Source organism: Kitasatospora cystarginea, assembly GCF_039533515.1.
Classification (GTDB): domain Bacteria; phylum Actinomycetota; class Actinomycetes; order Streptomycetales; family Streptomycetaceae; genus Kitasatospora; species Kitasatospora cystarginea.
The window spans coordinates 44,983-70,707 of the sequence record NZ_BAAATR010000036.1 but is presented as its reverse complement, the minus strand read 5'-3'; the positions used below and the strand labels follow the sequence as shown (position 1 = coordinate 70,707).

At 72.3% G+C, this 25,725-nt stretch carries 22 protein-coding genes; 19 read left to right on the top strand and 3 right to left on the bottom strand.

The window, feature by feature from the left end:
* Positions 1–56 precede the first annotated feature (56 nt).
* The 7 genes from rsmD (at position 57) to mutM (ending at position 5,197) form a co-directional block, all read left to right on the top strand.
* Positions 57–641, top strand: a complete 585-nt coding sequence (rsmD, locus tag ABD369_RS30675; protein WP_344639845.1) for a 16S rRNA (guanine(966)-N(2))-methyltransferase RsmD — start codon at positions 57–59, stop codon at positions 639–641.
* Between the two features lie 28 nt (positions 642–669).
* A complete protein-coding gene (gene coaD, locus ABD369_RS30670) occupies positions 670–1,161 on the top strand; it encodes a pantetheine-phosphate adenylyltransferase (RefSeq protein ID WP_344639844.1) in 492 nt (163 codons plus the stop codon).
* A gap of 195 nt (positions 1,162–1,356) precedes the next feature.
* Complete coding sequence (locus tag ABD369_RS30665) at positions 1,357–2,526, top strand: F0F1 ATP synthase subunit B (RefSeq protein ID WP_344639843.1); 1,170 nt, start codon at positions 1,357–1,359, stop codon at positions 2,524–2,526.
* Positions 2,527–2,699: 173 nt separating this feature from the next.
* A complete protein-coding gene (locus tag ABD369_RS30660) occupies positions 2,700–3,344 on the top strand; it encodes a YceD family protein (RefSeq protein ID WP_344639842.1) in 645 nt (214 codons plus the stop codon).
* A gap of 2 nt (positions 3,345–3,346) precedes the next feature.
* A complete protein-coding gene (gene rpmF, locus ABD369_RS30655) occupies positions 3,347–3,520 on the top strand; it encodes a 50S ribosomal protein L32 (RefSeq protein ID WP_344639841.1) in 174 nt (57 codons plus the stop codon).
* A 20-nt stretch (positions 3,521–3,540) separates the two neighbouring features.
* A complete protein-coding gene (gene rnc / locus ABD369_RS30650) occupies positions 3,541–4,314 on the top strand; it encodes a ribonuclease III (protein ID WP_344639840.1) in 774 nt (257 codons plus the stop codon).
* 10 nt (positions 4,315–4,324) lie between these two features.
* Positions 4,325–5,197: a bifunctional DNA-formamidopyrimidine glycosylase/DNA-(apurinic or apyrimidinic site) lyase gene (gene mutM / locus ABD369_RS30645; RefSeq protein WP_344639839.1), complete on the top strand. Its 873-nt coding sequence runs from the start codon at positions 4,325–4,327 to the stop codon at positions 5,195–5,197.
* A 49-nt stretch (positions 5,198–5,246) separates the two neighbouring features.
* On the opposite strand, the gene ABD369_RS30640 is transcribed toward mutM, so the two are convergent.
* Positions 5,247–6,170 carry a DMT family protein gene (locus ABD369_RS30640; protein ID WP_344639838.1) on the bottom strand — a complete coding sequence of 308 codons (924 nt, stop codon included), beginning with the start codon at positions 6,168–6,170 and terminating at the stop codon, positions 5,247–5,249.
* 200 nt (positions 6,171–6,370) lie between these two features.
* Here ABD369_RS30640 and ABD369_RS30635 point away from each other — a divergent pair, with 200 nt between their 5' ends.
* The 5 genes from ABD369_RS30635 to ftsY all read left to right on the top strand — a co-directional run bounded on the left by ABD369_RS30635 (position 6,371) and on the right by ftsY (position 14,191).
* Positions 6,371–7,726, top strand: coding sequence for a hypothetical protein (locus tag ABD369_RS30635; protein WP_344639837.1), 1,356 nt, complete (start codon positions 6,371–6,373; stop codon positions 7,724–7,726).
* A 126-nt stretch (positions 7,727–7,852) separates the two neighbouring features.
* Positions 7,853–8,146, top strand: a complete 294-nt coding sequence (locus ABD369_RS30630) for an acylphosphatase (protein ID WP_344639836.1) — start codon at positions 7,853–7,855, stop codon at positions 8,144–8,146.
* Between the two features lie 403 nt (positions 8,147–8,549).
* Positions 8,550–8,753, top strand: a complete 204-nt coding sequence (locus ABD369_RS30625; protein WP_344639835.1) for a hypothetical protein — start codon at positions 8,550–8,552, stop codon at positions 8,751–8,753.
* 280 nt (positions 8,754–9,033) lie between these two features.
* Positions 9,034–12,669 (top strand): chromosome segregation protein SMC, encoded by a 3,636-nt coding sequence (gene smc / locus ABD369_RS30620; protein WP_344639834.1) that lies wholly within the window; start codon positions 9,034–9,036, stop codon positions 12,667–12,669.
* Positions 12,670–12,967: 298 nt separating this feature from the next.
* Positions 12,968–14,191: a signal recognition particle-docking protein FtsY gene (gene ftsY, locus ABD369_RS30615; protein WP_344639833.1), complete on the top strand. Its 1,224-nt coding sequence runs from the start codon at positions 12,968–12,970 to the stop codon at positions 14,189–14,191.
* A 91-nt stretch (positions 14,192–14,282) separates the two neighbouring features.
* Here ftsY and ABD369_RS30610 read toward each other — a convergent pair whose 3' ends face one another.
* Positions 14,283–14,972, bottom strand: a complete 690-nt coding sequence (locus ABD369_RS30610; protein ID WP_344639832.1) for a bifunctional DNA primase/polymerase — start codon at positions 14,970–14,972, stop codon at positions 14,283–14,285.
* 513 nt (positions 14,973–15,485) lie between these two features.
* Here ABD369_RS30610 and nsdA point away from each other — a divergent pair.
* The 7 genes from nsdA to ABD369_RS30575 all read left to right on the top strand — a co-directional run bounded on the left by nsdA (position 15,486) and on the right by ABD369_RS30575 (position 24,613).
* The gene (nsdA, locus tag ABD369_RS30605; RefSeq protein WP_344639831.1) at positions 15,486–16,940 is read left to right on the top strand and encodes a transcriptional repressor NsdA; all 1,455 of its coding nucleotides are present in this window, start codon (positions 15,486–15,488) and stop codon (positions 16,938–16,940) included.
* A 338-nt stretch (positions 16,941–17,278) separates the two neighbouring features.
* The gene (locus ABD369_RS30600) at positions 17,279–18,676 is read left to right on the top strand and encodes an ammonium transporter (protein WP_344639830.1); all 1,398 of its coding nucleotides are present in this window, start codon (positions 17,279–17,281) and stop codon (positions 18,674–18,676) included.
* Positions 18,673–19,011 (top strand): P-II family nitrogen regulator, encoded by a 339-nt coding sequence (locus tag ABD369_RS30595; protein WP_344639829.1) that lies wholly within the window; start codon positions 18,673–18,675, stop codon positions 19,009–19,011. The genes ABD369_RS30600 and ABD369_RS30595 overlap by 4 nt, the downstream gene beginning before the upstream one ends.
* 174 nt (positions 19,012–19,185) lie before the next feature.
* Positions 19,186–21,648, top strand: coding sequence for a [protein-PII] uridylyltransferase (locus ABD369_RS30590; RefSeq protein ID WP_344639828.1), 2,463 nt, complete (start codon positions 19,186–19,188; stop codon positions 21,646–21,648).
* A 54-nt stretch (positions 21,649–21,702) separates the two neighbouring features.
* Positions 21,703–22,140, top strand: coding sequence for a hypothetical protein (locus ABD369_RS30585; protein ID WP_344639827.1), 438 nt, complete (start codon positions 21,703–21,705; stop codon positions 22,138–22,140).
* A 98-nt stretch (positions 22,141–22,238) separates the two neighbouring features.
* Positions 22,239–23,798, top strand: coding sequence for a signal recognition particle protein (gene ffh / locus ABD369_RS30580; RefSeq protein ID WP_344639826.1), 1,560 nt, complete (start codon positions 22,239–22,241; stop codon positions 23,796–23,798).
* Positions 23,799–24,067: 269 nt separating this feature from the next.
* Entirely contained in the window at positions 24,068–24,613 is a 546-nt protein-coding gene (locus ABD369_RS30575) for a GNAT family N-acetyltransferase (protein WP_344639825.1), read from the top strand.
* A gap of 234 nt (positions 24,614–24,847) precedes the next feature.
* On the opposite strand, the gene ABD369_RS30570 is transcribed toward ABD369_RS30575, so the two are convergent.
* Positions 24,848–25,681, bottom strand: a complete 834-nt coding sequence (locus tag ABD369_RS30570; RefSeq protein ID WP_344639824.1) for a class I SAM-dependent methyltransferase — start codon at positions 25,679–25,681, stop codon at positions 24,848–24,850.
* Between the last annotated feature and the right edge of the window lie 44 nt (positions 25,682–25,725).

Genomic DNA, 25,725 nt, shown 5'->3' with positions numbered 1-25,725 from the left:
CCGGGCGAGCGGCCCGTATAGCGTGGTGGCTGACCCACGAAAGGACCCTGCAGCTCATGACCCGCGTGATCGCCGGCGTGGCCGGCGGCCGGCGCCTGGCCGTGCCGCCCGGCCGCAACACCCGCCCGACCTCTGACAAGGCGCGGGAGGCGATGTTCTCCACCCTGGAGTCCCTGCGCGGGACGATCCACGGCGCCCGGATGCTGGACCTGTTCGGCGGTTCGGGAGCGGTCGGCCTGGAGGCGCTGTCCCGCGGTGCCGAGCACACCCTGCTGGTCGAGTCGGACGCGAGCGCGGCCCGCACCATCCGCGCCAACATCCGCACCGTCGCCCTTCCGGGTGCCGAGCTCCGCGCCGACCGCGCCGAGCGGGTGCTCGCCGGCCCGGCTCCCGCGGCCCCGTACGACCTGGTCTTCCTCGACCCGCCGTACGCGGTCACCGACGACGAGGTGCGGGAGATGCTGATCACACTCCTCGTCGGAGGCTGGATCGCGGACGGTGCAATCGTCACCGTGGAACGCAGCACCAGGGGCGGAGAGTTCGGCTGGCCCGAGGGCTTCGAAGTGCTGCGCTCACGCCGGTACGGCGAGGGCACCCTCTGGTACGGTCGCGCCGCTGCCGGGGTTGATCAAGACTCGTAGCACCGCACCCCACAAGGGAGTCCACGCCATGCGCCGCGCCGTCTGCCCGGGATCGTTCGACCCGATCACCAACGGCCACCTCGACATCATCGAGCGTGCGTCGAAGCTCTACGACGTCGTCCACGTCGTGGTGGCGATCAACCCGAACAAGAAGGGCATGTTCAGCGTCGACGAGCGCATCGCGCTGATCGAGGAGACCACCGCCCAGTGCGGGAACGTCGTGGTCGAGTCGCACCAGGGGCTGCTGGTGGACTACTGCCGGGAGCGCGGGATCCCGGCGATCATCAAGGGCCTGCGTGCGGTCAGCGACTTCGACTACGAACTGCAGATGGCCCAGATGAACCACGGCCTCACCGGCGTGGAGACGCTCTTCGTACCGACCTCGCCGACGTACAGCTTCCTCTCCTCCAGCCTGGTCAAGGAGGTCGCCGCGTACGGCGGCGACGTCTCGCACCTGCTGCCGGAGCCGGTGCACCGTCAGCTGCTCGTGCGGATCGCCGAGCAGAAGGCCCAGGCGTAGCGCCGCGCCGGCCGGGCGTTTCTGCCGGCCGGTCACGTCGTACGTCCACCGCCGGGATGGCCCGAAGGCCACGGCCGTTGTGAGCTGCGGGGTGAGTGGACGTACAGTCAGTACTCCACTGCCCGGTGGCGAAGCCGCGCCGTCCGGGCCTGCCTCCGCCACAGCCCGGCGGCACACGGAAAGACAGAAGCGCCCGTGGACGTGCAGAACAGACTCGACGCGATCGTCGCGGCGGTGGAGAACGCCCGCTCGATGCCCATGTCGGCGTCCTGCGTGGTGAACCGGGCCGAGCTGGTGGGCCTGCTCCAGGAGCTGAGGGAAGCCCTCCCCTCCGAACTAGCCCAGGCCAAGTCGGTGATGGCCGACCACGAGCAGGTGGTGGCCGAGGCGCAGGCCCAGGCGGACGAGATCATCCGCGGTGCTCACGACGAGCGCGGTTCGCTGATCTCGGACACCGAGGTGGTCCGCCGGGCCCAGGCCGAGGCCGACCGGATCCTCGCCGAGGCCCGTGCCGAGATCGACGCCAAGCGCACCGAGGCCGACGACTACGTCGACGGCAAGCTGGCCAACTTCGAGGTCGTGCTCACCAAGACGCTGGGCTCGGTCGGCCGCGGCCGGGCGAAGCTGCGCGGCGAGGCCTTCGACGGGGCCGAGGGCGACGGCGACGAGTTCCGCCCGCGCGGCACCCCGAGCCCCGAGGTGGACGAGTACGTCGATGTGAAGCTCGCCACCCTGGAGGCCGTGCTCGGCGCCACCCTGGAGGCGGTCGGCAAGGGCCGCGACAAGCTCCTCGGCAAGAAGCCGATCGACGAGCTGGCCGCCTACCTGGCCGCCGCCGACGAGGCCCAGCAGCTCAAGGACCGGGCCGAGGCGGTCGCCGCCGGCTTCGCCGGGGACGGCGAGGAGCAGCCCTGGTACCGCGAGGAGGTGCCGCAGCAGCAGAGCTGGCCCGAGCAGGCCCCGGCCGCGGCCGGTTGGCAGACCGGCCAGGGGGGCGCGGGCGGGGAGGGCTTCGACAGCCACTTCACCCCGCCCGCCGACCAGTACGGCGAGGTCTACGCCGGCGGCTTCGACCCGGCCGGCCAGCCGCAGACGGACCCGTACGGCAACCCCTACGGCTACCCGCAGCAGCCGGCCTATCCGGCGCAGGAGCCCGCGCTGCACGACCCGTACGGCGTCCCGCAGGTGTACGGGCAGCAGCCGGTGTACCAGGAGCAGGGCTACGACGCCTACGGCTACCCGCAGCAGCCCCAGCAGGCCCCGCACGCACAGCCGCCCCAGCAGCAGGCGGGCCTGGACGAGACCAGCTTCTTCGACACCAGCATGATCGACATGACCCGGTTGAGGGAGCTCGGTGGCCGCTAGCGGCCACCCGAAGTTGGGCCAGGCCCGAGTGTCCGGTAGTCTGACCACTCCGGCCTGTTCAGCGCCGGATCGTCCGGCTGCTCGCTCGTAGCTCACAGCGCGGTGCCGCACATCGAACGAACCCGTTACGCGCCACGCAGCGATGTGTGTCGCCACCAGGAAGCCAGGGAACCTTGAACCGCCTCGACCACCGCGACCCGCTCGTGTTCGACACGCATGAGCTTGGCCGCCGTGCGGGCTCGATGCGCCAGGTCTCCCGCGTCCTGGAGGCCCCCGTGGGCCTGGGTATCGCCGATGTGATCGGTGTCCCGGAGAAGAGCGAGCTCAAGCTGGAACTCCGCCTGGAGTCGGTGGTCGAGGGCGTGCTGGTGACCGGCACCGCCGAGGCCCACGTCGAGGGCGAGTGCGTACGCTGCCTGGAGCCCGTCGAGGACGACCTCGAGGTCGACTTCCAGGAGCTGTACTACTACCCGGAGTCCGACGAGCGTCATCGTGCCCGGACCGCCGGTGCCGAGGACCTCGACGAGGACTCGGAGGAAGAGACTTACCGCCTGGAGGGCGACTTCTTCGACCTCCAGCCGGTGCTGCGTGACGCGGTGGTGCTCGCACTGCCGTTGCAGCCGGTGTGCCAGGAAGACTGCCTGGGTCTGTGCCCCGAGTGCGGGGCACGCCTGAGCGACGACCCGGACCACCATCACGAGGCCGTCGACCCGAGGTGGGCGGCTCTGCAGGGACTCTCCGCCGCCCCCGGCGACGAGGGTGACGAGAACAAGAACAGCGACACCCGTGAGGGTCTCGCCGAGAACCAGGAGAAGTAGCCGTGGCTGTTCCGAAGCGGAAGATGTCGCGCAGCAACACGCGCCACCGCCGTTCGCAGTGGAAGGCTGTCGCCCCCGCGCTCGTCGCGTGCGACCGCTGCCACGAGCCGAAGCTGGCGCACATCGCGTGCCCGAGCTGCGGCACGTACAACCGTCGCCAGGTCCTCTCGGTCTGATCGGCGGGGTGTACGGATCGATGTCGGAAAGCAACTCTTCCCGCAAGTCGGCTTCCAACGGGAGCAAGGCCGGCGGGCCGGCTTCGACCGAATACGACGTCCTGGAAGGGCGCCTCGGGTACCCACTTGAGCGCGCCCTTCTGGTACGTGCCCTGACCCACCGCTCGTACGCGTACGAGAACGGTGGTCTGCCCACCAACGAACGCCTGGAGTTCCTCGGCGACTCGGTGCTGGGCCTGGTGGTGACCGACACCCTCTACAACCTCCACCCGGAGGTCGCCGAGGGCACGCTCGCCAAGCTCCGTGCCGCGGTGGTCAACTCCCGCGCGCTCGCCGAGGTCGGCCGCGGCCTGGACCTCGGTGCCTTCATCCGGCTCGGCAAGGGCGAGGAGGGCACCGGCGGCCGCGACAAGTCGTCGATCCTCGCCGACACCGTCGAGGCAGTGATCGGCGCCATCTACCTGGACAAGGGCCTGGACTCGGCCACCGAGTTCGTCCACCGGCTGTTCGACCCGCTGATCGAGGAGTCCTCTCAGCTCGGCGCCGGACTGGACTGGAAGACCAGCCTCCAGGAGCTCACCGCCTCCGTCGGCATCGGTGTACCCGAGTACGTCGTCACCGAGTCGGGCCCCGACCACGAGAAGACCTTCGATGCCGCCGCCCGGGTGGCCGGCGAGGACTTCGGACACGGCAGCGGCCGCTCGAAGAAGGAAGCCGAACAGAAGGCCGCCGAGAGCGCCTGGCGGGCGATCAAGGCCAAGTACGCCGACCAGCTGCCCGGCAACGCGGTCTGAGGCCGCAGGAGTGCCCGAACTTCCCGAGGTCGAGGTGGTTCGGCGCGGTCTGGCCCGCTGGATCACCGGTCGGACCGTCGCCGAGGTGGAGGTCCTGCACCCGCGCGCGATACGCCGCCAGGTGGGCGGCGCGCCCGACTTCACCGCCCGGCTGACCGGTGCCACCTTCGGGGAGGCCCGCCGGCGCGGCAAGTACCTCTGGCTTCCCCTGACCTCTTCGGGGGCGCTCGGCACCGGCTTCTCGATGATCGGGCACCTGGGCATGAGCGGGCAGCTGCTCGTCCAGGACCCGGCGGTGCCCGACGAGACCCATCTGCGGGTCCGCTTCCGCTTCACCGACGGTGCGCGTGAGCTGCGCTTCGTCGACCAGCGCACCTTCGGCGGCCTCGCCGTCGAGGAGACCGAGCCGGACGACCCCGATGGCACCCCGGTCTCCATCGCGCACATCGCCCGCGACCCGCTCGACCCGCGCTTCGACGACGACGCCTTCATCGCCGCGCTGCGGGCCAGGCGCACCACGGTCAAGCGCGCCCTGCTCGACCAGACCCTGATCAGCGGTGTCGGCAACATCTACGCCGACGAGTCGCTCTGGCGCGCCAAGCTGCACTACGAGCGGCCCACCGCGACGCTCACCCGTCCGCAGGCCGCCCTGCTGCTGCGGCACGCCCGGGACGTGATGAACGCCGCCCTCGCGGTCGGCGGCACCAGCTTCGACAGCCTGTACGTCAATGTGAACGGCGAGAGCGGCTACTTCTCCCGCGACCTGGACGCCTACGGGCGCGAGGGCGAACCCTGCCGCCGCTGCGGCACCCCGATCCGCCGCGCCGCCTGGATGAACCGCTCCAGCTACTTCTGCCCCCGCTGCCAGCGCGCTCCGCGCTAGAAGGCCAGGGGCGCGGGAACCGCGCAGCCCCCGCGCCCCGGCGCTGCCCTCAGGAGCGGGCCGGTTCGGGAACCGTGGGCTCGGCGGCGGGGTGGACCTCGGTCTCCTCCTGGCCGAAGTAGGCGACGCCGACCGCGCTGATCACCGCGAGGACGAAGCCGGCGACGGCCAGCCAGCCCAAGCCGGCCCGGGAGGAGTCGCCCAGCCAGAGCACACCGACCGCGCCCGGCACGACCGTCTCCCCGACCACCAGCGCGGCCGTGGCGCCGTTGACCGACCCGACCTGCAGCGCCACGGTGTGCAGGTACATCCCGCCGACGCCGCCGATGATGATCACGTACAGCGCCGGGTCCGAGACGAGCTGACCCAGGTCGAAGGGCTGGAGGCCGTTCAGCAGCCGGACCCCGATCCCCAGGGCGCCGAAACCGAGCCCGGAGAGCAGACCGGCCACGATCGCCCCACTGGCACCGAGCCGCCGCACGGTCAGGCTGCCGCCGGCGATGAGCACCACCGACGCGCCGAGCAACCACCAGTGCACCGCCATCTGGGCGTGGTGTCCGCCCTCGGGCCCGGCGGCCGTGGCCAGCAGCACCAGTGCCCCGCAGAGCACACCGATCGAGGCCCACTCCAGGCCCTTCAGCCGCAGGCCGAGCAGCTTGATGCTCAGCAGGGCGGTGATCACCAGGTTGGCGCTGATGATGGTCTGGGACAGGAAGAGCGGCAGCAGCCGGGCGGCCAGCGCGCCGAGGCCGAAGCCTATGAAGTCCAGGACCGTGCCGAGGATGAACTCCCAGGTCACCACGGCCTTGGCGGTGGAGGAGAGGCTCGGCCCGCCGTGTTCGGTGACGCCGGAGGCGGCGCCGCTGGCTGCCGCCTCCTCACGGGCCGAGCGGCGTGAGCCGACCGCCTGGAGGACCGAACCGGTGCCGTAGCAGGCGGACGCCGCGACGGCGGTGACAAGACCGAGGATCACCAGGAGCTCCGATTCGGATCTGGGCAGTGGATCTGGCAGTGCTGACCAGTCCGGGCAGTACTGATCAGCACAACTATGCCTGGTCCGCCGGACCACCGGGTCACCCGTCGGGAGGAGCTGGGACCGAACCGCTCGGCGGGGGTGGGCATCGGACCGGGGGCGGTCCCGGCACACGGGCGCGGCCAGGTACCTTCTCTCACATGAGAACTGTGCTCCGCCGTCCCCCGGCCGCCAGGCCAGCCGCCCGCTCGGCGGCGCTACTGGTGGGCCTGCTCGGGCTGCTGCTCCTGCTGATCGCGCCCTCCGCCTCGGCGGCGGGCGGCATCGACGAGGCCGCGACCTCCCTGAAGAAGAGTCAGGTCTACGTCGATCCGGCGATGACCAGCCGGTTCTCCGAGGACCAGGCCGCCGCTCTGGGCAAGAAGCTCAGGGACTCCGGCAAGGCGGTCTACATCGCGGTCATCCCCGACAGCGCGCAGTACCCGTCCGGCACCGTCGCCCGTGACCTGCGGGACGAGGTCGGTGTGGTGGGCCTCTACGGCATCTGGCGCGGCAACGAGTTCAAGGCCTTCGCGGACAAGGGCGTCGCCTCCAAGAACACCGTGTCGAACATGGCCGGGGCCGCCGTCCGCTCCCACCCGGGTGACATCAACGGCGCCCTGAACGACTTCGCCGACCACGCCGTCCGCCAGGTCAAGGGCCACGCGCCGGAGGCGTCCTCCGGCGGGATCAGCACCGCCGCGATCGTCATCCCGCTCGCCCTGCTGGTGCTCGCGGGCGGCGGTGTCTTCCTGCTGTTCCGCCGGGCGAAGAAGCGCAGGGAGGAGAAGGAGCGCGCCGAGCTGGCCCAGCTGCGCACCGTGGTGGACGAGGACATCACCGCCTTCGGCGAGGAACTCGACCGCCTCGACTTCAACCCCGGCGCGCCCGATGCCGACGACGCCCAGCGGGCCGACTACTCGCACGCCCTCGACGCGTACGAGCGGGCCAAGCAGACCATGGACGCGGCCAAGCGGCCCGCCGACGTGTCACAGGTCACCGAGGCGCTGGCGGACGGCCGGTTCGCCCTGGCCACGCTGGCCGCACGGCGGGAGAAGCGCCCGCTGCCGGAGCGCCGTTCGCCGTGCTTCTTCGACCCGCGCCACGGGGTGTCCGTCCAGGACGTCTACTGGGCGCCGACCGGCGGCGCGCCGCGTACCGTACCGGCCTGCGCCGCGGACGCCGCCCGGGTGACGAGCGGCCAGGAGCCGGACATCCGCACCGTGCAGACCGAGTACGGCCAGCAGCCGTACTGGAACGCCGGCCCGGCCTACAGCCCGTGGGCGGGCGGCTACTACGGCAGCGGGGTGCTGCCGGGCCTGCTGGTCGGTACCGCGCTCGGCTCGATCATCGCCGGGCCGGACACCGCCTGGGCGGCCGGCTCGGAGAGCTACGGCCACGGCCACGGCGGCCTGGAGGCCGGCGACGACAGCGGCGCCAACTTCGACCCCTCCGACTTCGGCGGCTTCGACGGCGGCTTCGACGGCGGCGGTGACAGCGACTTCGGCGGCTTCTGACCGACCGCTCCCCGCGTCCGGCCCCGGTGACCTGCTCGGCAGGCCGCCGGGGCCGTTGCCGTCCCGGGGCGCCGACCGCCTCCCGGGCTCCCCGGCCGCGCGGCGGCGCCGGATAAGGTCTCTGCCATGCACGGTCATGACAGCACCCAGCCGGTCCGGGCCACCATCTGGGTCCGGGGAAAGGTCCAGGAGGTCGGTTTCCGCTGGTGGACCAGGGCCCGCGCGCTGGAGATCGGTCTGACCGGGTACACCAGCAACCTCGGCGACGGCCGGGTCCAGGTGGTCGCGGAGGGCTCCCAGCCCGACTGCGAACGGCTGCTCGCCCTGCTCCGCGGCCCCGGCACGCCCGGCCGGGTCACCGGGGTCACCGAGATCTGGGGTCCCAGCCGCGACGGTTACGACGGCTTCGCACTGCGCTGAGCAGGCACACCGGGCGCCGGGCGGGCAACTGCCGGTGTCATGCGGTTGCCATCTGGGCAGACTCGTGGTTGACTCCGCAGCGAACAGTGATCCACCGGGTCCCGCGTGGCGCTGTTCCCGATGGCCCCGCCATCCCCATGGTGTGTCGATCCCGCCATGCAGGTGACAGGCGCGCGGTAGCGTGCGGTGATCGTGTTGACCCGTACGGTCTTTGGTGAGACGCTGAAAGCCCGCGCACCAGTCTGCGTACTCCCAGCAGGGTCATGTTTTCATGGGCGCAGTTCATGACGGCATTCCGGCAGTGCCCGGTCGGCACTTCCGGTGCGCTGACGGGTGCGTACCCCCCTTCCCCCTAGACCCAAACCGTTTCGGTTCGGTCACTCAGCGTGGAGGACCATTCATCATGGCAAAGGCGCTTCTCGGGTACGTCGGCGGTCCCGACCCGCGAATGCTCTCCGAGATGCGACGGCTGCAGCAGCGCGTTCAAGACCTGGAGGCCGAGTTGGCCCGGGTACAGGAAGAGAACGCCGCACTCACCGCTGTCGCTGACGAGCACTCGCTGCTCAGCAGCATCGATCTGGATCAGCGGGAGCCCGCGCTCACCTGATCCTGACCCGATCCTCACCGATCGACGCTGCTGCGCACTCTGAGCTTCCCGTGTACGCGGAGGTTGCCGTATATGGGACGCAGCTTCCGAGGGACGCCCGGGTGGCGTCCCTTCGTCGTACCCGAGGACCGATGCCCCGAGGAGCGTCCCGGTGCGGACGCTCCGTCGAGGGGAGGCTGCCCTTCCTCCGGCGTGGTCAAACCGCCGTTCGGCGGCTTGGTGCGTGCCCGGCCGGATACAGTCGGCCGGCGGGCATCTGCCGAGGCCAGGAGGAAGGCGCGTGCACCTGAAGAGTCTGACGCTGCGCGGGTTCAAGTCCTTCGCCTCGGCCACCACCCTGCGCTTCGAACCGGGCATCACCTGCGTGGTCGGCCCGAACGGCTCCGGCAAGTCCAATGTGGTGGACGCGCTCTCCTGGGTGATGGGGGAGCAGGGGGCGAAGTCGCTGCGCGGCGGAAAGATGGAGGACGTCATCTTCGCCGGGGCCGGCGGACGCGCGCCGCTCGGCCGGGCCGAGGTCAGCCTCACCATCGACAACACCGACGGTGCACTGCCGATCGACTATTCCGAAGTCACCATCACCCGGACGATGTTCCGCAACGGCGGCAGCGAGTACGCGCTGAACGGCAGCGTCTGCCGGCTGCTGGACATCCAGGAACTGCTCTCCGACTCCGGCATCGGCCGGGAGATGCACGTCATCGTCGGGCAGGGGCAGTTGGACTCCGTGCTGCACGCCGACCCGATGGGCCGACGGGCCTTCATCGAGGAGGCGGCCGGGGTGCTCAAGCACCGCAAGCGCAAGGAGAAGGCGCTGCGGAAGCTGGACGCGATGCAGGGCAACCTCAACCGGGTGCAGGACCTCGTCGCCGAACTCCGCCGCCAGCTGGGGCCGTTGGGCCGACAGGCGAAGATCGCCCGCCGGGCCGCCGGGATCCAGGCCGAGCTGCGCGACGCCAGGCTGCGGCTGCTCGCCGACGACCTGCTCACCCTGCGCCGCGCCGTCGAGGCCGAGGTCGCCGACGAGTTGGCGCTGGGGCTGCGCCGGTCCACCGTCGAGCAGGAACTGGTCAGGGCCCAGCAGCGCGAGGCCGTACTGGAGGCGCAGGTCGAGCAGCTCGGCCCGCAGCTGGAGGCCGCACGGCAGACCTGGTACCGGCTCTCCGCGCTCGCCGAACGCACCCGGGGCACCATCGGGCTGGCCGAGGCGCGGGTACGACATGCGGTCTCGGACGGTGGTCCGGGAGAGGAGCGGCGCGGCCGCGACCCCGAGGAACTGGAGCGGGAGGCCGCCGGGGTCCGCGAGGAGGAGGCCGCACTCGCCGAGGCGCAGGAGCAGGCGCGGTACGCACTGGCCGAGGCGCTCGAGCGCAAGTCCGAGCTGGAAGGTGAACTCGCGGCGGAGGAAAGGCGGTTGAAGGCCGCCGCGCGCGCCCTCGCCGACCGGCGGGAGGGGCTGGCCCGGCTGCAGGGCCAGGCGGCCGCGGCCCGCTCCCGGGCGGCCGGCGCGCAGGCCGAGATCGGACGGCTGACCGAGGCCAGGGACGCGGCGCTGCTGCGCGCCGAGGCCGCCGAGCAGGAGTACCGGCAGCTCCGGCAGCAGGTCGACGGCCAGGCGGAAGGGGACGCGGACCTGGACGCCGCGCACCGGCGGGCGGGGGAGGCGCTGGCCGAGTCCGAGCGCGAACTGGCCACCGTACGCGAGGCCCTGGGCCTGGCCGAGCGCGAACGGGCCGGGCTGGCCGCGCGGCACGAGACGCTGGCGCTGGGCCTTCGCCGCCAGGACGGCAGTGCCGCACTGCTCGCCGCCGGGGACCGGCCGGCCGGACTGCTGGGACCGGTGGCGCAGTTGCTGCGGGTCACGCCCGGGTGCGAGGCGGCGCTGGCGGCGGCGCTCGGCGCGGCGGCGGACGCGGTCGCGGTGGACGGTCTGGAGACCGCCGCTCAGGCGCTGCGACTGCTGCGCACGCGGGACACCGGCCGGGCCGCACTACTGATCGCGAATCCCGCCGCCGAGCCGTACCGGCACGGCGAGCTGCCGCAGGGCGCGCGCTGGGCGGCCGAGTTGGTGGACGCGCCGAGCGAGCTGCGAGCCGCCGTCGAGATGCTGCTGGCCGGCTCGGTTATCGTCGCGGATCTGGACGAGGCGCGGCAACTGGTCATGGAGAGGCCGGAGCTGACCGCGATCACAACCGAGGGCGATCTGCTCGGCACCGGCTTCGCGCAGGGTGGTTCGGCGGGTGCGCCGAGCCTGCTGGAGACCCGGGCGGCGGTCGCCGGGGCGGCCGAGCAGCTCGGTGAGCTCGACCGGCGCTGCGCCGAGTTGAACGAGCTGCTGGCACCCGCCGAGGAGCGGCGGCGAACGCTGGCCGGCGAGGTCGAGCAGCTGTCGGTACGGCGGCGACAGGCCGAGAAGGAGCAGGCGCGGACCGCCGGAGTGCTCGGACGGCTCGGCGGGCAGGCCAAGGCGGCGGTGGGCGAGGCCGAGCGGCTGGCGGCGGCGGTGGCCACGGCCGAGGAGGGGCTGTCCCAGGCGCTGGCGGCGGCCGAGGAACTGGCCGAACGCCTGGCCGTGGCCGAGGAGTCGGCCTCCTCGGGTGAGGACGAGCCGGACAGCACCCGGCGTGACCGGCTGGCGGCTGAAGCCGTCTCGGCCCGGCAGGCCGAACTCGAGGCCAGGCTCTCGCTCCGTACGCACGAGGAGCGGGTCCGCAACCTGGCCGGCCGGGCGGACCGGCTCGACCGCGCGGCACACGCGGAGCGCGAGGCCAGGGCGCGGGCCGCCGAGCGCCGGGAGCGGGCCCGGCACGAGGCGGCGGTCGCCACCGCCGTCGCCGCCGGGGCCCGGCAGCTGCTGGCGTGGCTGGAGGGGGCGCTTGTGCGGGCCGAGGCCGAGCGGGTGGAGGTCGAGGCGGCCCGTGCCGAGCGGGAGAGCCAGCTGCGGGCCGGCCGGGAGAAGGGCCGGGAACTCAAGGCCGAGCTGGACCGGTTGGTGGACGCCGGACACCGCGACGAGGTGCTGCGAGCGGAGAAGCGGCTGCGGATCGAGCAGCTGGAGACCAGGGCGCTGGAGGAGTTCGGCATCGAGGGCGGTGAACTGCTCGCCGGCTACGGGCCGGACCAGCCGGTGCCGCCGGCCCTGCCGGAAGACGGCGGTGAGCCCGGTGAGCCCAGGCCCTACGACCGGACCGAGCAGGAGCACAGGCTCAGGGCGGCCGAGCGGGCCTACCAGCAGCTCGGCAAGGTGAACCCGCTGGCGCTGGAGGAGTTCGCGGCACTGGAGGAGCGGCACCGGTTCCTGGGCGAGCAGTTGGACGACCTCAAGAAGAGCCGCCGTGATCTGCTGGACATCGTCCGGGACGTGGATGCCAGGGTGGAGCAGCTGTTCACCTCGGCCTACCAGGACACCGCGGCCCAGTTCGAAGGGGTGTTCTCCCGGCTCTTCCCCGGCGGGGAGGGACGGTTGCTGCTCACCGACCCGGAGAACATGCTCGCCACCGGAGTGGAGGTGGAGGCCAGGCCGCCGGGCAAGAAGGTCAAGCGGCTCTCGCTGCTCTCCGGCGGTGAGCGCTCACTGACCGCGGTGGCGCTGCTGGTCGCCATCTTCAAGGCGCGGCCGAGCCCGTTCTACGTGATGGACGAGGTCGAGGCGGCACTGGACGAGACCAACCTGCGGCGGCTGATCGCGATCATGGAAGAGCTGCGGGAGAGCTCGCAGCTGATCGTGATCACCCACCAGAAGTTGACCATGGAGTCGGCCGACGCGCTGTACGGCGTGACGATGAAGGGCGACGGGATCTCGCAGGTGATCAGCCAGCGCCTGCGCGACGAGCACCGTGAGCGCCGGCGCACCCCGGCGCCCCGGCGGGCGGAGGACGGGCTGCAGGCCGGGCGACCCTCCGGCGAGCCGGCCGACTGATCCGGTACCCCGGTGGGCGGAGGGCGGATCGCCGAACTGATCCGGCGATCCGGACACCGGTGCTTCTGCCGGTATCACGGGCCCGTCGCGGATACTGGAAAGGTTGTGAATCCTCCCCCTCACCGATGAGGGGGCTTCTCACTCGGCCGCGGTGGTCTCACCGCGGCCAGGTCCCGGCAGGTCCCCGTCGGCCCGGCCGGGGCGCAGCAGTGGAGCGGCAGCGCCATGCGCCTTGCCGACCGAAGGATCACTGAACCCCCCGGCCGCCCGGCCGGGGGAGCCAGCAAGGGAGATCTATGTGGAATACGTGATCCTTGCCGTCGTCATCGCCGTGATCGCCATCGGCGCGATCGCGGGACTCGTCGTCAGCGGCAGACGGAAGAAGCAGCTGCCTCCCCAGGCCGGGGCGCCCGTCATCACCAAGCCGGCCGAGCCGAAGGCCGTACCGACGGCCGAAGCCGAGGCCGAGGCGAAGGTCGAACCCGAGGCCGAACCGGGTGCGCCGTCGGTGGTGGAGCCCGTCGAGGCGGCCGAGACCGTAGCGGAGGTCGAGCTCCCGGAGGCCGCCGAGGCGGCCCCGGCCATCGAGATCCCCGAGCCCACCGCCGGCCGTCTGGTCCGGCTGCGCTCCCGGCTCTCCCGTTCGCAGAACTCGCTGGGCAAGGGCCTGCTCACGCTGCTCTCCCGGGAGCGGCTGGACGAGGACACCTGGGAGGAGATCGAGGAGACCCTGCTCACCGCCGACGTGGGCGTCGCGCCCACCCAGGAGCTGGTGGACAAGCTGCGCACCCGGGTCAAGGTGCTCGGCACCCGGACGCCCGACGAACTGCGTGGGCTGCTGCGCGAGGAACTGGTCGCGCTGATCGGCGTGGACGCGGACCGTTCGCTGAAGACCGCCAAGCACGAGGCCGGCCGCCCGGCCGTCGTCCTGGTGGTCGGCGTCAACGGCGTCGGCAAGACCACCACCTCGGGCAAGCTGGGCCGGGTGTTGGTCGCGGACGGCCGCAAGGTCGTGCTCGGCGCGGCCGACACCTTCCGTGCCGCCGCCGCCGACCAGCTGCAGACCTGGGGCGAGCGGGTAGGCGCGCGGACCGTGCGCGGGCCCGAGGGCGGCGACCCCGCCTCGGTCGCCTTCGACGCGGTCAAGGAGGGCATCGCCGAGCAGGCCGACACCGTCCTGATCGACACCGCCGGCCGGCTGCACACCAAGACCGGTCTGATGGACGAGCTGGGCAAGGTCAAGCGGGTCGTGGAGAAGCACGGTCCGGTGGACGAGGTGCTGCTGGTGCTCGACGCCACCACCGGCCAGAACGGCCTGGTCCAGGCCCGGGTCTTCGCCGAGGTCGTGGACATCACCGGCATCGTGCTCACCAAGCTGGACGGAACCGCCAAGGGCGGCATCGTGGTCGCCGTCCAGCGCGAGCTGGGCGTACCGGTCAAGCTGATCGGGCTCGGCGAGGGTGCGGACGACCTGGCGCCGTTCGAGCCGGGCGCCTTCGTGGACGCCCTGATCGGGGACTGATCACCGCCGACACCGCCGCATCGAGGGTCCGCTCCGCAGAGGGGCGGGCCCTCTCGCGCACCGGCCGGGACGCGGGGGACCCGGCAGCTCCTCAGGAGGCGAGCCAGGCCGGTTCGGCGGAGCGCTCGCGGCTGCGGTGGCAGGCGTAGGCGAGGGTGCCGAGCAGGAGGCGGGCCTCCGGGGGGCAGCCGGCGCTGTCGCGGGAGGGGCGGCGCAGCCAGCGGACCGGCCCGAGCGACCCGAACACACTGGGCGGCGCGGCGATCCAGCTGCCCTCGCCGTGGCAGGCCAGGTCGAGGGAGGCGTCGTCCCACCCCATCCGGTACAGCAGCTCGGGCAGCCGCTGCGCGGTGCCCACCGCGACGAAGAAGAGCAGCCGCCCGGTCGGCAGCGCGAGCACCGGGCCGACCTGGGTGCCCATCCGCTCCAGCCGGACCAGGGCCTGCAGACCGGGCTGCGCGGGGACGTCCAGGACGTCGAAGGAGCGCCCGGCCGGGAGCAGTACGGCCGCGTCGGAGGCCCAGAGCGCGCGCAGTTCGGCGGCGGGCGGCCCGGCCTCCGGGCGGGGGCTGACGGTGTGCTCCGGACCGACGGCGGTGTGCAGGCCGGGCGCCGCGCAGTGGGGCTGCCGGCAGTCGCAGCCGCCGTCAGCCGGGGTGCGACCGGAACCGACGGCGACCGTCCATCCCCAGCGGCCGGTGTACTCGGCGGCGGCCTGGAAGGCGGTGGCCCGAGTGCGGCGGCGGGCACCGAATCGGAGATCGCCGAAGAGGTTGTCCATGCCTCCCCCAACAGATTGTGATTGCGGGTGGTTACGGTACTGTGACGGTGCGTCGATTGTCCGATGTGGAGTGCGTTGTGTGTCGGCGGCGCGCGCTGGACGTCGTGCTCCGATTCGGGTCGCCCGTGCGAGGAGTCGCCTTGCCCCGGAGCGCCGGATGCCGGATCGTCGTTGTCGCACTGGGTTTCTCCGTCCTCTTTCATGACTGGCAAGGCCCATGTCGTAGAAGCGAGTTGACCGTGGAGCGGGTGGGCGGCGAGCGGATTGGCGCGGGCCGGCCGGACCGACTACCAGTGAAGCGCGGTGCGGCGCCGAGTAGTTCACTCGTAGGGGTGGCGAAAGGTGGCGATTCCCCGTTGCGGCTCCCTCGGATGGCGGAGGGGCGTTACGTTCGGCGTACGGAACGCAGCGGACCGTCCACCAGCGGGCGGGAGCGGAGCAGGTGCCGCCGATTGGGGCGGTCGGGTCATATGACAAAGGGCCCTGTGGGGCCGGGCGGGATGGGACGTTCCCATGGCAGAGAAGCAACCGAACGAGAAGCTGACGTCCTGGTTCGGCCGCAGTGGCTGGTCCAAGGGCGAGCTGGCCCGTCAGGTCAACCGCCGGGCACGTCAGACCGGGGCCCACCACGTCAGCACCGACACCTCGCGGGTGCGCCGCTGGCTGGACGGCGAGCAGCCGCGCGAGCCGATCCCGAAGATCCTCTCGGAGCTGTTCTCCGAGCGCTTCGGCTCGGTGGTCTCGATCGAGGATCTCGGCCTGCGCACCGTGGTTCCGGTGAGCACCGTCGGCGGTGGGGTGGACCTGCCGTGGAGCGGCGCCCAGACGGTGCAGCTGATCAGCGAGTACTCGCGCAGTGACCTGATGCTCAACCGCCGGGGCTTCCTCGGCACTTCGCTGGCGCTGACCGCCGGTGCCGCGCTGATCGAGCCGATGCAGCGCTGGCTCAGCCCGAGTCCGAGCGGCGCTCCCACCCCGATCCTGGCCGCTGCCAACGGCGGCGAGCCCTACACCGGGCGGCTCTCCGAGCCCGAGCTCCAACTGCTGGAGCAGACCACGGTGATGTTCCGCCAGTGGGACGCACAGAACGGCGGCGGGCTGCGCCGCAAGGCCGTGGTCGGCCAACTCCACGAGGTCACCGACCTGTTGCAGGAGACCTACCCCGAGCACACCACCAAGCGGCTGTTCCGGCTGACCGCCGAACTCGCCCACCTGGCCGGGTGGATGTCGTACGACGTCGGTATGCACCCCAGCGCGCAGAAGTACTACGTGCTGGCGCTGCACGCCGCCAAGGAGGCCGGGGACCGGCCGTTCGGCGCGCTGATCCTCACCGACATGAGCCGCCAGATGATCCACCTCAACCGCGGCGAGGACGCCCTGGAGCTGATCCACCTGGCCCAGTACGGCAGCCGGGACACCGCCACTCCGCGCCAGCAGGCCCTGCTGTACGCGATGGAGGCCCGGGCGTACTCGACCATCGGCGAGGTCAACCGCTGCGCCCGCGCCGCCCGACTGGCCGAGGACACCTTCAGCGACTGCCGTCCGGGTGACAACGACCCGAACTGGCTGAAGTTCTTCTCCGAGGCGGAGCTCAATGCGGAGAACGCGCACTCCTTCCGCGACCTCGCCTACAACTCCACCCGCAGCCCGCTCTACGCCTCGATGGCGGCGCCGGTGATGGAGCGCGCCGTGGACCTGTTCCGGCAGGACGCGGACCACGTCCGCTCCTACGCCTTCAACCTGGTCGGGATGGCCAGCGTCCACCTGCTGCAGAACGAACCCGAGCAGGCCGTGGTGATGGCCGAGCAGGCCGTGGACATCGCCCGGACAGTGCGCTCCGAGCGGCTGAACACCCGAGTGCGCAAGACCGCGGCGGCCGCCTCGCGCAACTACAAGGGTCTGGACGCGGTCGACCGGCTGGCCGAGCGGGTGGTGCACGACATTCCGGAATTCACCACTTCGGTGTAATCCGAGGACGGCGTGCTCCGCACCGTCCCCCAGCTCCGACCGTGGACGCCCCCGTAGGTATGCATCCGATCGGGCTCCCCCGCCCCGCAGCCCGGTGGGCGCCACGGTCGGTGATTCGTCGGCCGCAGCCGGTGGTGTGAGGGCGAACGGTAGCGCAGCTTTGTCGGTGACGCGGCCGCATTTCACGTGCTCGTAACTCTCCCGTCAACGCCGTCACGTTGGTGAAACAACGAGCCGCATCGGCCGAAACCAGCCTTCGGCACTCTCCTCTTCATCGCCGACACCCCGGGTGGCACGGGACAGGAATCCCGGGGGCGGTTTCAGCAGAGGAGACGCCGATGCCGGAAGGCTTCAGCGCGGGCGACACCGCATTCGTGTTCATCAGTGCGGCCCTGGTCATGTTGATGACACCGGGCCTGGCCTTCTTCTACGGAGGCATGGTCAGGGTCAAGAGCACGCTCAACATGCTGGCGATGAGCTTCATCTCGCTGGCGATCGTCAGCGTGCTCTGGGTGCTCTACGGCTACTCGCTCGCGTTCGGCCCCGACGCCGGCGCCGGCCTGATCGGCAATCTCGACTTCCTCGGCATGCGCGGCATCGGGCTGAACGACCTCAGCGGATCCATCCCGGTCACCGCGTTCGCCGCCTTCCAGCTGATGTTCGCCGTGATCACTCCGGCACTGATCAGCGGGGCGATCGCCGACAGAGCGAAGTTCTCCGCCTGGGCGCTGTTCGTGGCGCTCTGGGTAACGGTCGTCTACTTCCCGGTCGCGCACTGGGTGTTCTTCTTCGACAACGGCCACGGCGGCTGGCTCGGCGACCGCAGCGGCGTGATCGACTTCGCCGGCGGTACGGCGGTGCACATCAACGCCGGTGTCGCGGGCCTTGCGCTCTGTCTGGTGCTGGGCAAGCGGGTCGGGTTCAAGAAGGACCCGATGCGCCCGCACAGCCTGCCGCTGGTGATGCTCGGCTCCGGGTTGCTCTGGTTCGGCTGGTTCGGCTTCAATGCCGGGTCCGCGCTGGCCGCCAACGGCGTGGCCGGGATGGCCTTCCTGAACACGCAGGTCGCCACCGCCGCCGCGATGCTGGGCTGGCTCGCCTACGAGCGGATCAAGCACGGCGCGTTCACCACGCTGGGCGCAGCCTCCGGAGCGGTGGCCGGTCTGGTCGCCATCACCCCGGCCTGCGGCTCGGTCTCCCTGCTCGGCGCGATCGCGATCGGCCTGATCGCCGGAGCCGTCTGCGCCGCCGCGATCGGCCTCAAGTACCGCCTGGGCTTCGACGATTCGCTGGACGTGGTCGGCGTGCACGCGGTCGGCGGCATCGTCGGCTCGCTCGCGGTGGGGCTGTTCGCCACCGGCCACGTCGGGCAGACTGCCCAGGGCCTCTTCTACGGCGGCGGGTTCCTGCAGTTGGGCAAGCAGGCGATGGGTGTGGCCGTGGTCGGCGTCTACTCCTTCGTGCTCTCCTGGCTGCTCGGCAAGGCGATCCAGCGGACCATCGGCTTCCGGGTCGCCGAGGAGGTCGAGGTCGCCGGGATCGACCAGGCCGAACACGCCGAGTCGGCCTACGACTTCAGCGCGGTCGGGGCCAGCCTGGCCCGGGCGCTGTCCGCCCCGGCGGCCGAGCGGCCCGCCGCGAAGCCCGCCGCGAAGCCCGCCGGGAACCCGACCGCGAAGACCGCCGACAGGACCACTGAGAAGCCCACCGAGAAGACCGAGGTCGACGCCCGATGAAGCTCATCACCGCAGTCATCAAGCCCCACCGACTGGACGAGGTGAAGAACGCCCTGCAGGCCTTCGGCGTCCAGGGCCTCACCGTCACCGAGGCCAGCGGCTACGGCCGCCAGCGCGGGCACACCGAGGTGTACCGGGGCGCCGAGTACACCGTCGACCTGGTCCCGAAGGTCAGGGTCGAGGTCCTGGTCTCCGACGAGGACGCCGACGAGCTGATCGACGTCCTGGTCAAGGCCGCCCGCACCGGCCGGATCGGGGACGGAAAGGTCTGGAGCATCCCGATCGAGACCGCGGTCCGGGTCCGCACCGGCGAACGGGGCCCCGACGCCCTGTGAGCCGCCGGGCGCGGGCAACTCCTCAGGGGCGCGGGGGACCGCGCGATCGGCCGGACACCCGTGTGACCGGCCGCTCGCGCCGTTCCCCGCGCCCGCACAGCTCCCCGCGCCCCGCCGGTGCACCGCACCTACGATTCGGCACAGAACCACCGCACCACGGATGGGGACCCCGACGTGACACCCACCGACACTGACACCCCTCCCGCCGGGGGCCCGGCCGGCCCCTTCGACTTCGCCGCCGCCCGCTCCCGGCTGCTCGCCCGGCCGGGCCCCGGCGGCGCCGAACGCCGCGCCGCCCTCGCCGCCCTGGCCGACGACTGGCTCATCGGCCTGTACGAGGCGTCCGGCGCCCCGTCAGGGACCGCCCTGGTGGCCGTCGGCGGCTACGGTCGCGGCGAACTGTCACCGCGCAGCGACCTGGACGTCCTGCTGCTGCACCAGGGCTCGCTCGACCCGGCCCTGCCCGAGCGCATCTGGTACCCGGTCTGGGACGGCGGCGCCGCGCTCGACCACTCGGTCCGCACCCTCACCGAGGCCCGTACCGTCGCCGCCGAGGACCTCAAGGCACAGCTCGGCCTGCTCGACGCCCGCCACCTGGCCGGTGACCCGGAGCTCACCGCGGGGCTCCGCGCCGCCGTACTCGCCGACTGGCGCGCCACCGCCCCGAAACGGCTGCCCGAACTCCGCCGGCTCTGCCGCGAACGGGCCGATCGGCACGGCGAGGTGTCCTTCCTGCTGGAGCCCGACCTGAAGGAGGCCAGGGGCGGACTGCGGGACGTGACCGCGCTGGGCGCGATCGCCGCCAGCTGGCTCGCGGACGCCCCCAGGGACGGTCTGGAGGCGGCCGCGGCCAGGCTGGCCGACATCCGGGACGCACTGCACCTGACCACCGGCCGGGCCACCGAGCGGCTCGGCCTGCACGACCAGGACCAGGTCGCCGAGCGGCTCGGGGTGCTCGACGCCGACACCCTGCTGCGCCAGGTGTACGAGGCGGCCCGCACCGTGGCCTACGCCGGCGACGTCACCTGGCGGGCGGTCGAACGCGTCCTCGCGGCGCGGGGCGGCCGGGGCCGCCGGGCCGTCCGGCTGGCCTTCCCGTTCACCGGCGCCGGGCGCGGCACCGGTGCGGTGGCGCGCGGTGCCGTGGAGCGCAGGCCGCTCGCCGAGGGCGTGGTCGAACAGGACGGGGAGGTGGTGCTCGCCCAGAGCGCCCGCCCGGCGCAGGACCCGGTGCTGCCGCTGCGCGCCGCCGCGGCGGCCGCGCAGGCCGGGCTCCCCGTCGGGTACGCCACCGTGCGGCGGCTGGCCGCCGAGTGCCGGCCGCTGCCGGTGCCCTGGCCGGACGAGGCCCGGGAGCAGCTGACCACCCTGCTCGGCGCGGGGGAGTCCTGCCTGCCGGTCTGGGAGGCGATGGAGGCGGAGGGGCTGATCGGCCGCCTGCTGCCGGACTGGGAGCGGGTCCGCTGCCGGCCGCAGCGCAACGCCGTACACCGCTGGACGGTCGACCGGCACCTGGTCGAGACGGCGGTCCGGGCGGCCGCGATGACCCGCCGGGTGGCCAGGCCCGATCTGCTTCTGGTCGCGGCGCTGCTGCACGACCTCGGCAAGGGCTGGCCCGGTGACCACAGCGAGGCGGGCGAGGTGATCGTCCGGGACGTGGCGGCCCGGATGGGCTTCGACAAGGCGGACATCGAGACGCTGGCCCTGCTGGTCCGGCACCATCTGACGCTGATCGACACCGCCACGCGCCGGGACCCGGACGATCCGGCCACCATCGACCTGATGACCAAGGCGGTCGGCACCCTGTCGCACCTGGAACTGCTGCACGCCCTCACCGAGGCCGACGCGGTCGCCACCGGGCCCGCGGCCTGGAGCAGCTGGCGCGCGTCACTGGTGGACCGGCTGGTGGACCGGGTGGCCGCCCAGCTCGCGGGCGACGCCCCTGCTCCCGGCCCGGACTCCGGCGCCGAGCCCACCGTCGAGCAGGAGCGGTTGGCGGTGGAGGCCGCCCGGACGGGTGAGCCGGCGCTCGCGCTGCTCGCCCAGCCGCACCCGGAGGCCTTCGCCGCCGAGCCGATGGGCGCCGAGCTGACCCTGGCCATCCCGGACCGCCCGGCGCTGCTGAGCACGGCGGCCGGGGTGCTCGCGCTGCACCGGCTGACCGTCCGCTCGGCGGCGCTGCGGATGCTGGACCCGGTCGGGGTCGGCCAGGTGCTGCTGATCCGTTGGAAGGTCGCCGCCGCGTACGGCGAGCTGCCCGAGACCGACCGGCTGCGGGCCGACCTGCGCCGGGCCCTGGACGGTTCGCTGGACGTCGCCCGCAAGCTCGCCGAACGGGACGCCGCCGCCCCGCGCCGCCGGGGCATCAAGACCCCGCCGCCGGTGGTCACGGTCGCTCCCGGCGGCTCGTCCAGCGCCACCGTCCTGGAGGTCCGCGCGCACGACGCCCCCGGCCTGCTGCACCGGATCGGCCGGGCGCTGGACACGGCCGGTGTGGTGGTCCGTACCGCCCACGTCAGCACGCTCGGCGCGGACGCGGTGGACGCCTTCTACCTCACCTGCTCGGACGGCCGTCCGCTGACGCCCGAGCGGGCCCGGGAGGTGGCGGCCCAGGTGCAGGAGGCGCTGGGTGCGTGACGGCTTGGTCCCCGCGACACCCGGCGTTTTCGAACGCGTGCCACAATCCCGCCCATGGCCTCCAGAACGCGCCGCTCCGCCGGCACCCGAACGTTCCTCGACGTGCTGCTCCACATGGTCCGGATCCGGCGGCTGAGCACCGAGCGCGACCTCGCCGATCTGAAGGCCGGCACCACCCTGGAGGTGGCCTGCTCCAGCAGCACGCTCGGCACCGTCCGGATGCTGAAGATCGGCAAGGGCGGGGAGATCGCGCACACTGCCGGTGGCAGGCTCTACCTGGCCGATGGTGTTCCGCCGCGCTGGCGCAATGTCCGTACCGGGGAGACCGTCACGGTCGAGGGGCCGTTCACGGTGACGCCGTCCGAGCACAAGGCCGTGCTCAGGCAGTTCGTCCGGCTCGACCTGACCGCGGGCGGCGAACAGCACGTGATCATAATCCCGAAGGCCGATCTCGCCCTGGTCACCCAGGTGCTGGAGGGCGTCGCGGCCTGAGCCCGCGGAAGGGGTGGAGACCGTTTCCGGGGCGGCCGGATACCCTTGGGGGCGACGACAGTACCCGTAACCGATGCCGCAAGGGACCCGCGACCGACGTGTTCGACACTCTCTCCGATCGCCTCGCAGCGACGTTCAAGAACCTCAGGGGCAAGGGCCGCCTCAGCGAGGCGGACATCGATGCCACCGCCCGCGAGATCCGGATCGCCCTGCTCGAGGCGGATGTCGCGCTGCCGGTGGTGCGGGCCTTCATCAAGCAGGTCAAGGACCGCGCGCTGGGTGCCGAGGTCTCCGGCGCGCTGAACCCGGCCCAGCAGGTCGTCAAGATCGTCAACGAGGAGCTCATCAACATCCTCGGTGGCGAGACCCGCCGGCTCCAGTACGCCAAGACCGGCCCGACCGTGATCATGCTCGCCGGTCTGCAGGGTGCCGGTAAGACCACCCTCGCGGGCAAGCTGGGTCACTGGCTGAAGAAGCAGAAGCACACCCCGCTGCTGGTCGCCTGCGACCTCCAGCGTCCGAACGCCGTCACCCAGCTGAGCGTGGTGGCGGACCGGGCCCAGGTCGCCTTCTACGGCCCCGAGCCGGGCAACGGCGTCGGCGACCCGGTCAAGGTCGCCCGCGACTCGATCGAGTACGCCAAGCAGAAGCAGCACGACATCGTCATCGTCGACACCGCGGGCCGCCTCGGTATCGACGCCGAGCTGATGCAGCAGGCCGCGGACATCCGCGCCGCGATCAACCCGGACGAGGTGCTGTTCGTCCTCGACGCGATGATCGGCCAGGACGCGGTGACCACCGCGCAGGCCTTCCTCGAGGGCGTCGACTTCACCGGTGTGGTGCTGTCCAAGCTGGACGGCGACGCCCGCGGTGGTGCCGCGCTGTCGGTGGCCCACGTTACCGGCCGCCAGATCATGTTCGCCTCCAACGGTGAGAAGGTCGACGACTTCGACGCCTTCCACCCGGACCGGATGGCCTCGCGCATCCTGGGCATGGGCGACGTCCTCTCGTTGATCGAGAAGGCCGAGCAGACCTTCTCGCAGGCCGAGGCCGAGAAGATGGCCGCCAAGCTGCAGGGCGGCGGCAAGGACTTCACACTCGACGACTTCCTGGCTCAGCTGGAGCAGGTCCAGAAGATGGGCTCGATCTCCAAGCTGCTCGGCATGCTGCCGGGCATGGGCCAGATCCGCGAGCAGATCAACAACATCGACGACCGGGACGTCAACCGGGTCGGCGCCATCATCAAGTCGATGACGCCGGCCGAGCGCACTGACCCGAAGATCATCAACGGCTCTCGGCGGGCCCGTATCGCCAAGGGTTCGGGTGTCCAGGTCGGCGAGGTCAACAACCTGGTCGAGCGCTTCTTCGACGCCCGCAAGATGATGTCCGCGATGGCCTCCGGCAAGGGCCTCCCCGGCATGCCGGGCATCCCGGGCATGGGTGGCGGCGCCAAGAAGTCCGGCAAGAAGGCCCCGGCGGCCAAGGGCCGCAAGCGCTCCGGCAACCCGCTGAAGCGGGCCCAGGAGGAGGCGGCCGCCGCGCAGCGCAAGGCGCTCGGCGGTCAGCACGCCCCGGACCAGGGCGGTGCCTTCGGCCTCGGCGCGGGCAAGGGACCGGCTGACTTCGAGCTCCCCAAGGAGTTCAAGGACCTCCTCTGACCTTCCGTCCTCGGGGGCTTCCCGCCCTTCGAGGCGAAGGGATGACCGTTCAGGGGCGTGGGGAACCGCGCGACCGGCCCGCCATCGCGGCGCACGGTCGCCCGAGTGGTTCCCCGCGCCCCTGAACACGTCATCGCAGCCGCCGGGGGACCGGCCTGGTGGCCCGCGCCCTCGCACGGCCGCCGGAGCGCGTGGCGCCGCCCGCCCAGGGAACCGCGGGCACCAGCTGCCACAGCCGCCCCGGAGCTGCCTGGCCAGGGACAGTCCGGATGGCGGATGATGAGGGCGTGCGAGTGATGATCCGTGCTCCGAAGCCCGCAGACGTGACCCCGTACGCCGAGGCGGTCCGCCGCTCGGCCGAGCACGTCGGTCGCTGGAACCCGGTCGAGCCGGACGGCCTGGTGGACCTGCTGGAGCGTCAGGGGCCCGGTCTGCGCACCTTCCTGATCGTGGACCTGGACACCGGCGGCCTGGTCGGCAAGTGCAACGTGGCCAACATCGTGATGGGCCGGTTCTGCAACGGCGCGCTCGGTTACGACTCGTACCTCCCGTTCGCCGGCACCGGCCGGATGAGCGAGGGGATGCGGCTGGTGATCGACCGCTGCTTCGCCCCGCAGGAGGCCGGCGGTCTCGGGCTGCACCGGCTGGAGATCAACGTCCAGCCGGAGAACGACCGCTCGATCGCGCTGGCCAAGCGCCTCGGCTTCCGGCACGAGGGCTACGCGCCCCGGATGCTCTTCCTGGCCGGCGCCTGGCGCGACCACGAACGCTTCGCGCTGACGGCGGAGGAGTGGGAGCCGCTGTCCGCGTCGTAGCGGTGGCACGGCGCCCAGAGCGGACCGTCCCGGCCGTCCGGTGCTCCGGATCCGCACCACGGACGTGCCGCTCCCGCCGCAGTGCGATACCGGCCAACTCGCCCGGGCGGCACCGGGGATGACCGGTGCCGACCCGGCGTGCGAGCTCACCGCCGTGCCGTGCTGCCGGGCCCGCAACGTCACCCGCTCCGCCCGGGCGGCCTCGGATGCGCGGGCCGGCGGCCCCCGTCAGCCTCAGCGGACCTTCTCGGCGACCACGTACCGGAACAGGTTGGCCATCCGCACCGAGGCGTCCGGCTGGACGAAGGGATGCAGCGCCTCCTCCAGCTCCTTCTCCACCAGGGCCGCGCCGGAGTCGTCGATCGCCGCCTCGTACACGCCGGTTGAGAGCATCCCGCGCACCGCGCTCTCCAGATCCGGGTACGCGAACGGGCAGTTCACCCGCCCGCCGCCCGCCGGGCGCAGTCCGGCACCGGTCAGCAGCGCCTCCAGTGCGCCGGGCGTGCTCAGTGCGAACGGGTCGCAGCCGGACGACGGGGCGGCCCGTCGCCGGGCCACGTCCAGTACGACGGCGCTCTCGCAGCGCTCCGGCGGGCCCCAGCCCGCCAGCACGACCTGCCCGCCCGTGAGGGCGAGCCGCGCCGCCAGCGCCACCGATCGCTCCGGCTCGCCGGGCGGTCGGAGGAAGGGCGCCTGCCACAGCTCGAAGAGAGTCACCAGCGAATAGGCCGTGCGGGGGAACGGGCCACTCGAACGGTCACGGTGCCCGGGATGGGACACCCGCAGCCGCCGGCCCTGCGCCAGCTCGCGCAACTCGGTGTCCAGCTCCTCGCCGGCCACCTGGGCACCTCGCTCCGCCGCCAGCAGCAGGGACAGCCCCGACCGGCAGCCGAGACCGAGCAGACTGGTCGCCGCGCCGACCTCCAGGCGCTCGTACACGGCCTGGTAGAGCGGTACGAGCATGCGCTCCTGGATCTCCGCCCAGTCGCGCGCCCGCCCGTGTGCACGCGCCCCTCCGCGGGCGCGGGGTCGCTGCGCGGTCGTACCCGTCACCTGCGCTGAAGCCATCGCGGCCTCCCATCCGGTCCTCTGGTGGTCTGCTCGTGACACCC

Coding starts and splice junctions, on each gene's coding strand:
- ABD369_RS30585 (WP_344639827.1), top strand. CDS start 21,703: ATGGCCTCCAGAACGCGCCGCTCCGCCGGCACCCGAACGTTCCTCGAC.
- ABD369_RS30630 (WP_344639836.1), top strand. CDS start 7,853: ATGCACGGTCATGACAGCACCCAGCCGGTCCGGGCCACCATCTGGGTC.
- ABD369_RS30625 (WP_344639835.1), top strand. CDS start 8,550: ATGGCAAAGGCGCTTCTCGGGTACGTCGGCGGTCCCGACCCGCGAATG.
- ABD369_RS30610 (WP_344639832.1), bottom strand. CDS start 14,972: ATGGACAACCTCTTCGGCGATCTCCGATTCGGTGCCCGCCGCCGCACT.
- nsdA (WP_344639831.1), top strand. CDS start 15,486: ATGGCAGAGAAGCAACCGAACGAGAAGCTGACGTCCTGGTTCGGCCGC.
- ABD369_RS30575 (WP_344639825.1), top strand. CDS start 24,068: ATGGCGGATGATGAGGGCGTGCGAGTGATGATCCGTGCTCCGAAGCCC.
- rnc (WP_344639840.1), top strand. CDS start 3,541: ATGTCGGAAAGCAACTCTTCCCGCAAGTCGGCTTCCAACGGGAGCAAG.
- ABD369_RS30635 (WP_344639837.1), top strand. CDS start 6,371: ATGAGAACTGTGCTCCGCCGTCCCCCGGCCGCCAGGCCAGCCGCCCGC.
- ABD369_RS30595 (WP_344639829.1), top strand. CDS start 18,673: ATGAAGCTCATCACCGCAGTCATCAAGCCCCACCGACTGGACGAGGTG.
- coaD (WP_344639844.1), top strand. CDS start 670: ATGCGCCGCGCCGTCTGCCCGGGATCGTTCGACCCGATCACCAACGGC.
- ABD369_RS30570 (WP_344639824.1), bottom strand. CDS start 25,681: ATGGCTTCAGCGCAGGTGACGGGTACGACCGCGCAGCGACCCCGCGCC.
- ABD369_RS30600 (WP_344639830.1), top strand. CDS start 17,279: ATGCCGGAAGGCTTCAGCGCGGGCGACACCGCATTCGTGTTCATCAGT.
- rsmD (WP_344639845.1), top strand. CDS start 57: ATGACCCGCGTGATCGCCGGCGTGGCCGGCGGCCGGCGCCTGGCCGTG.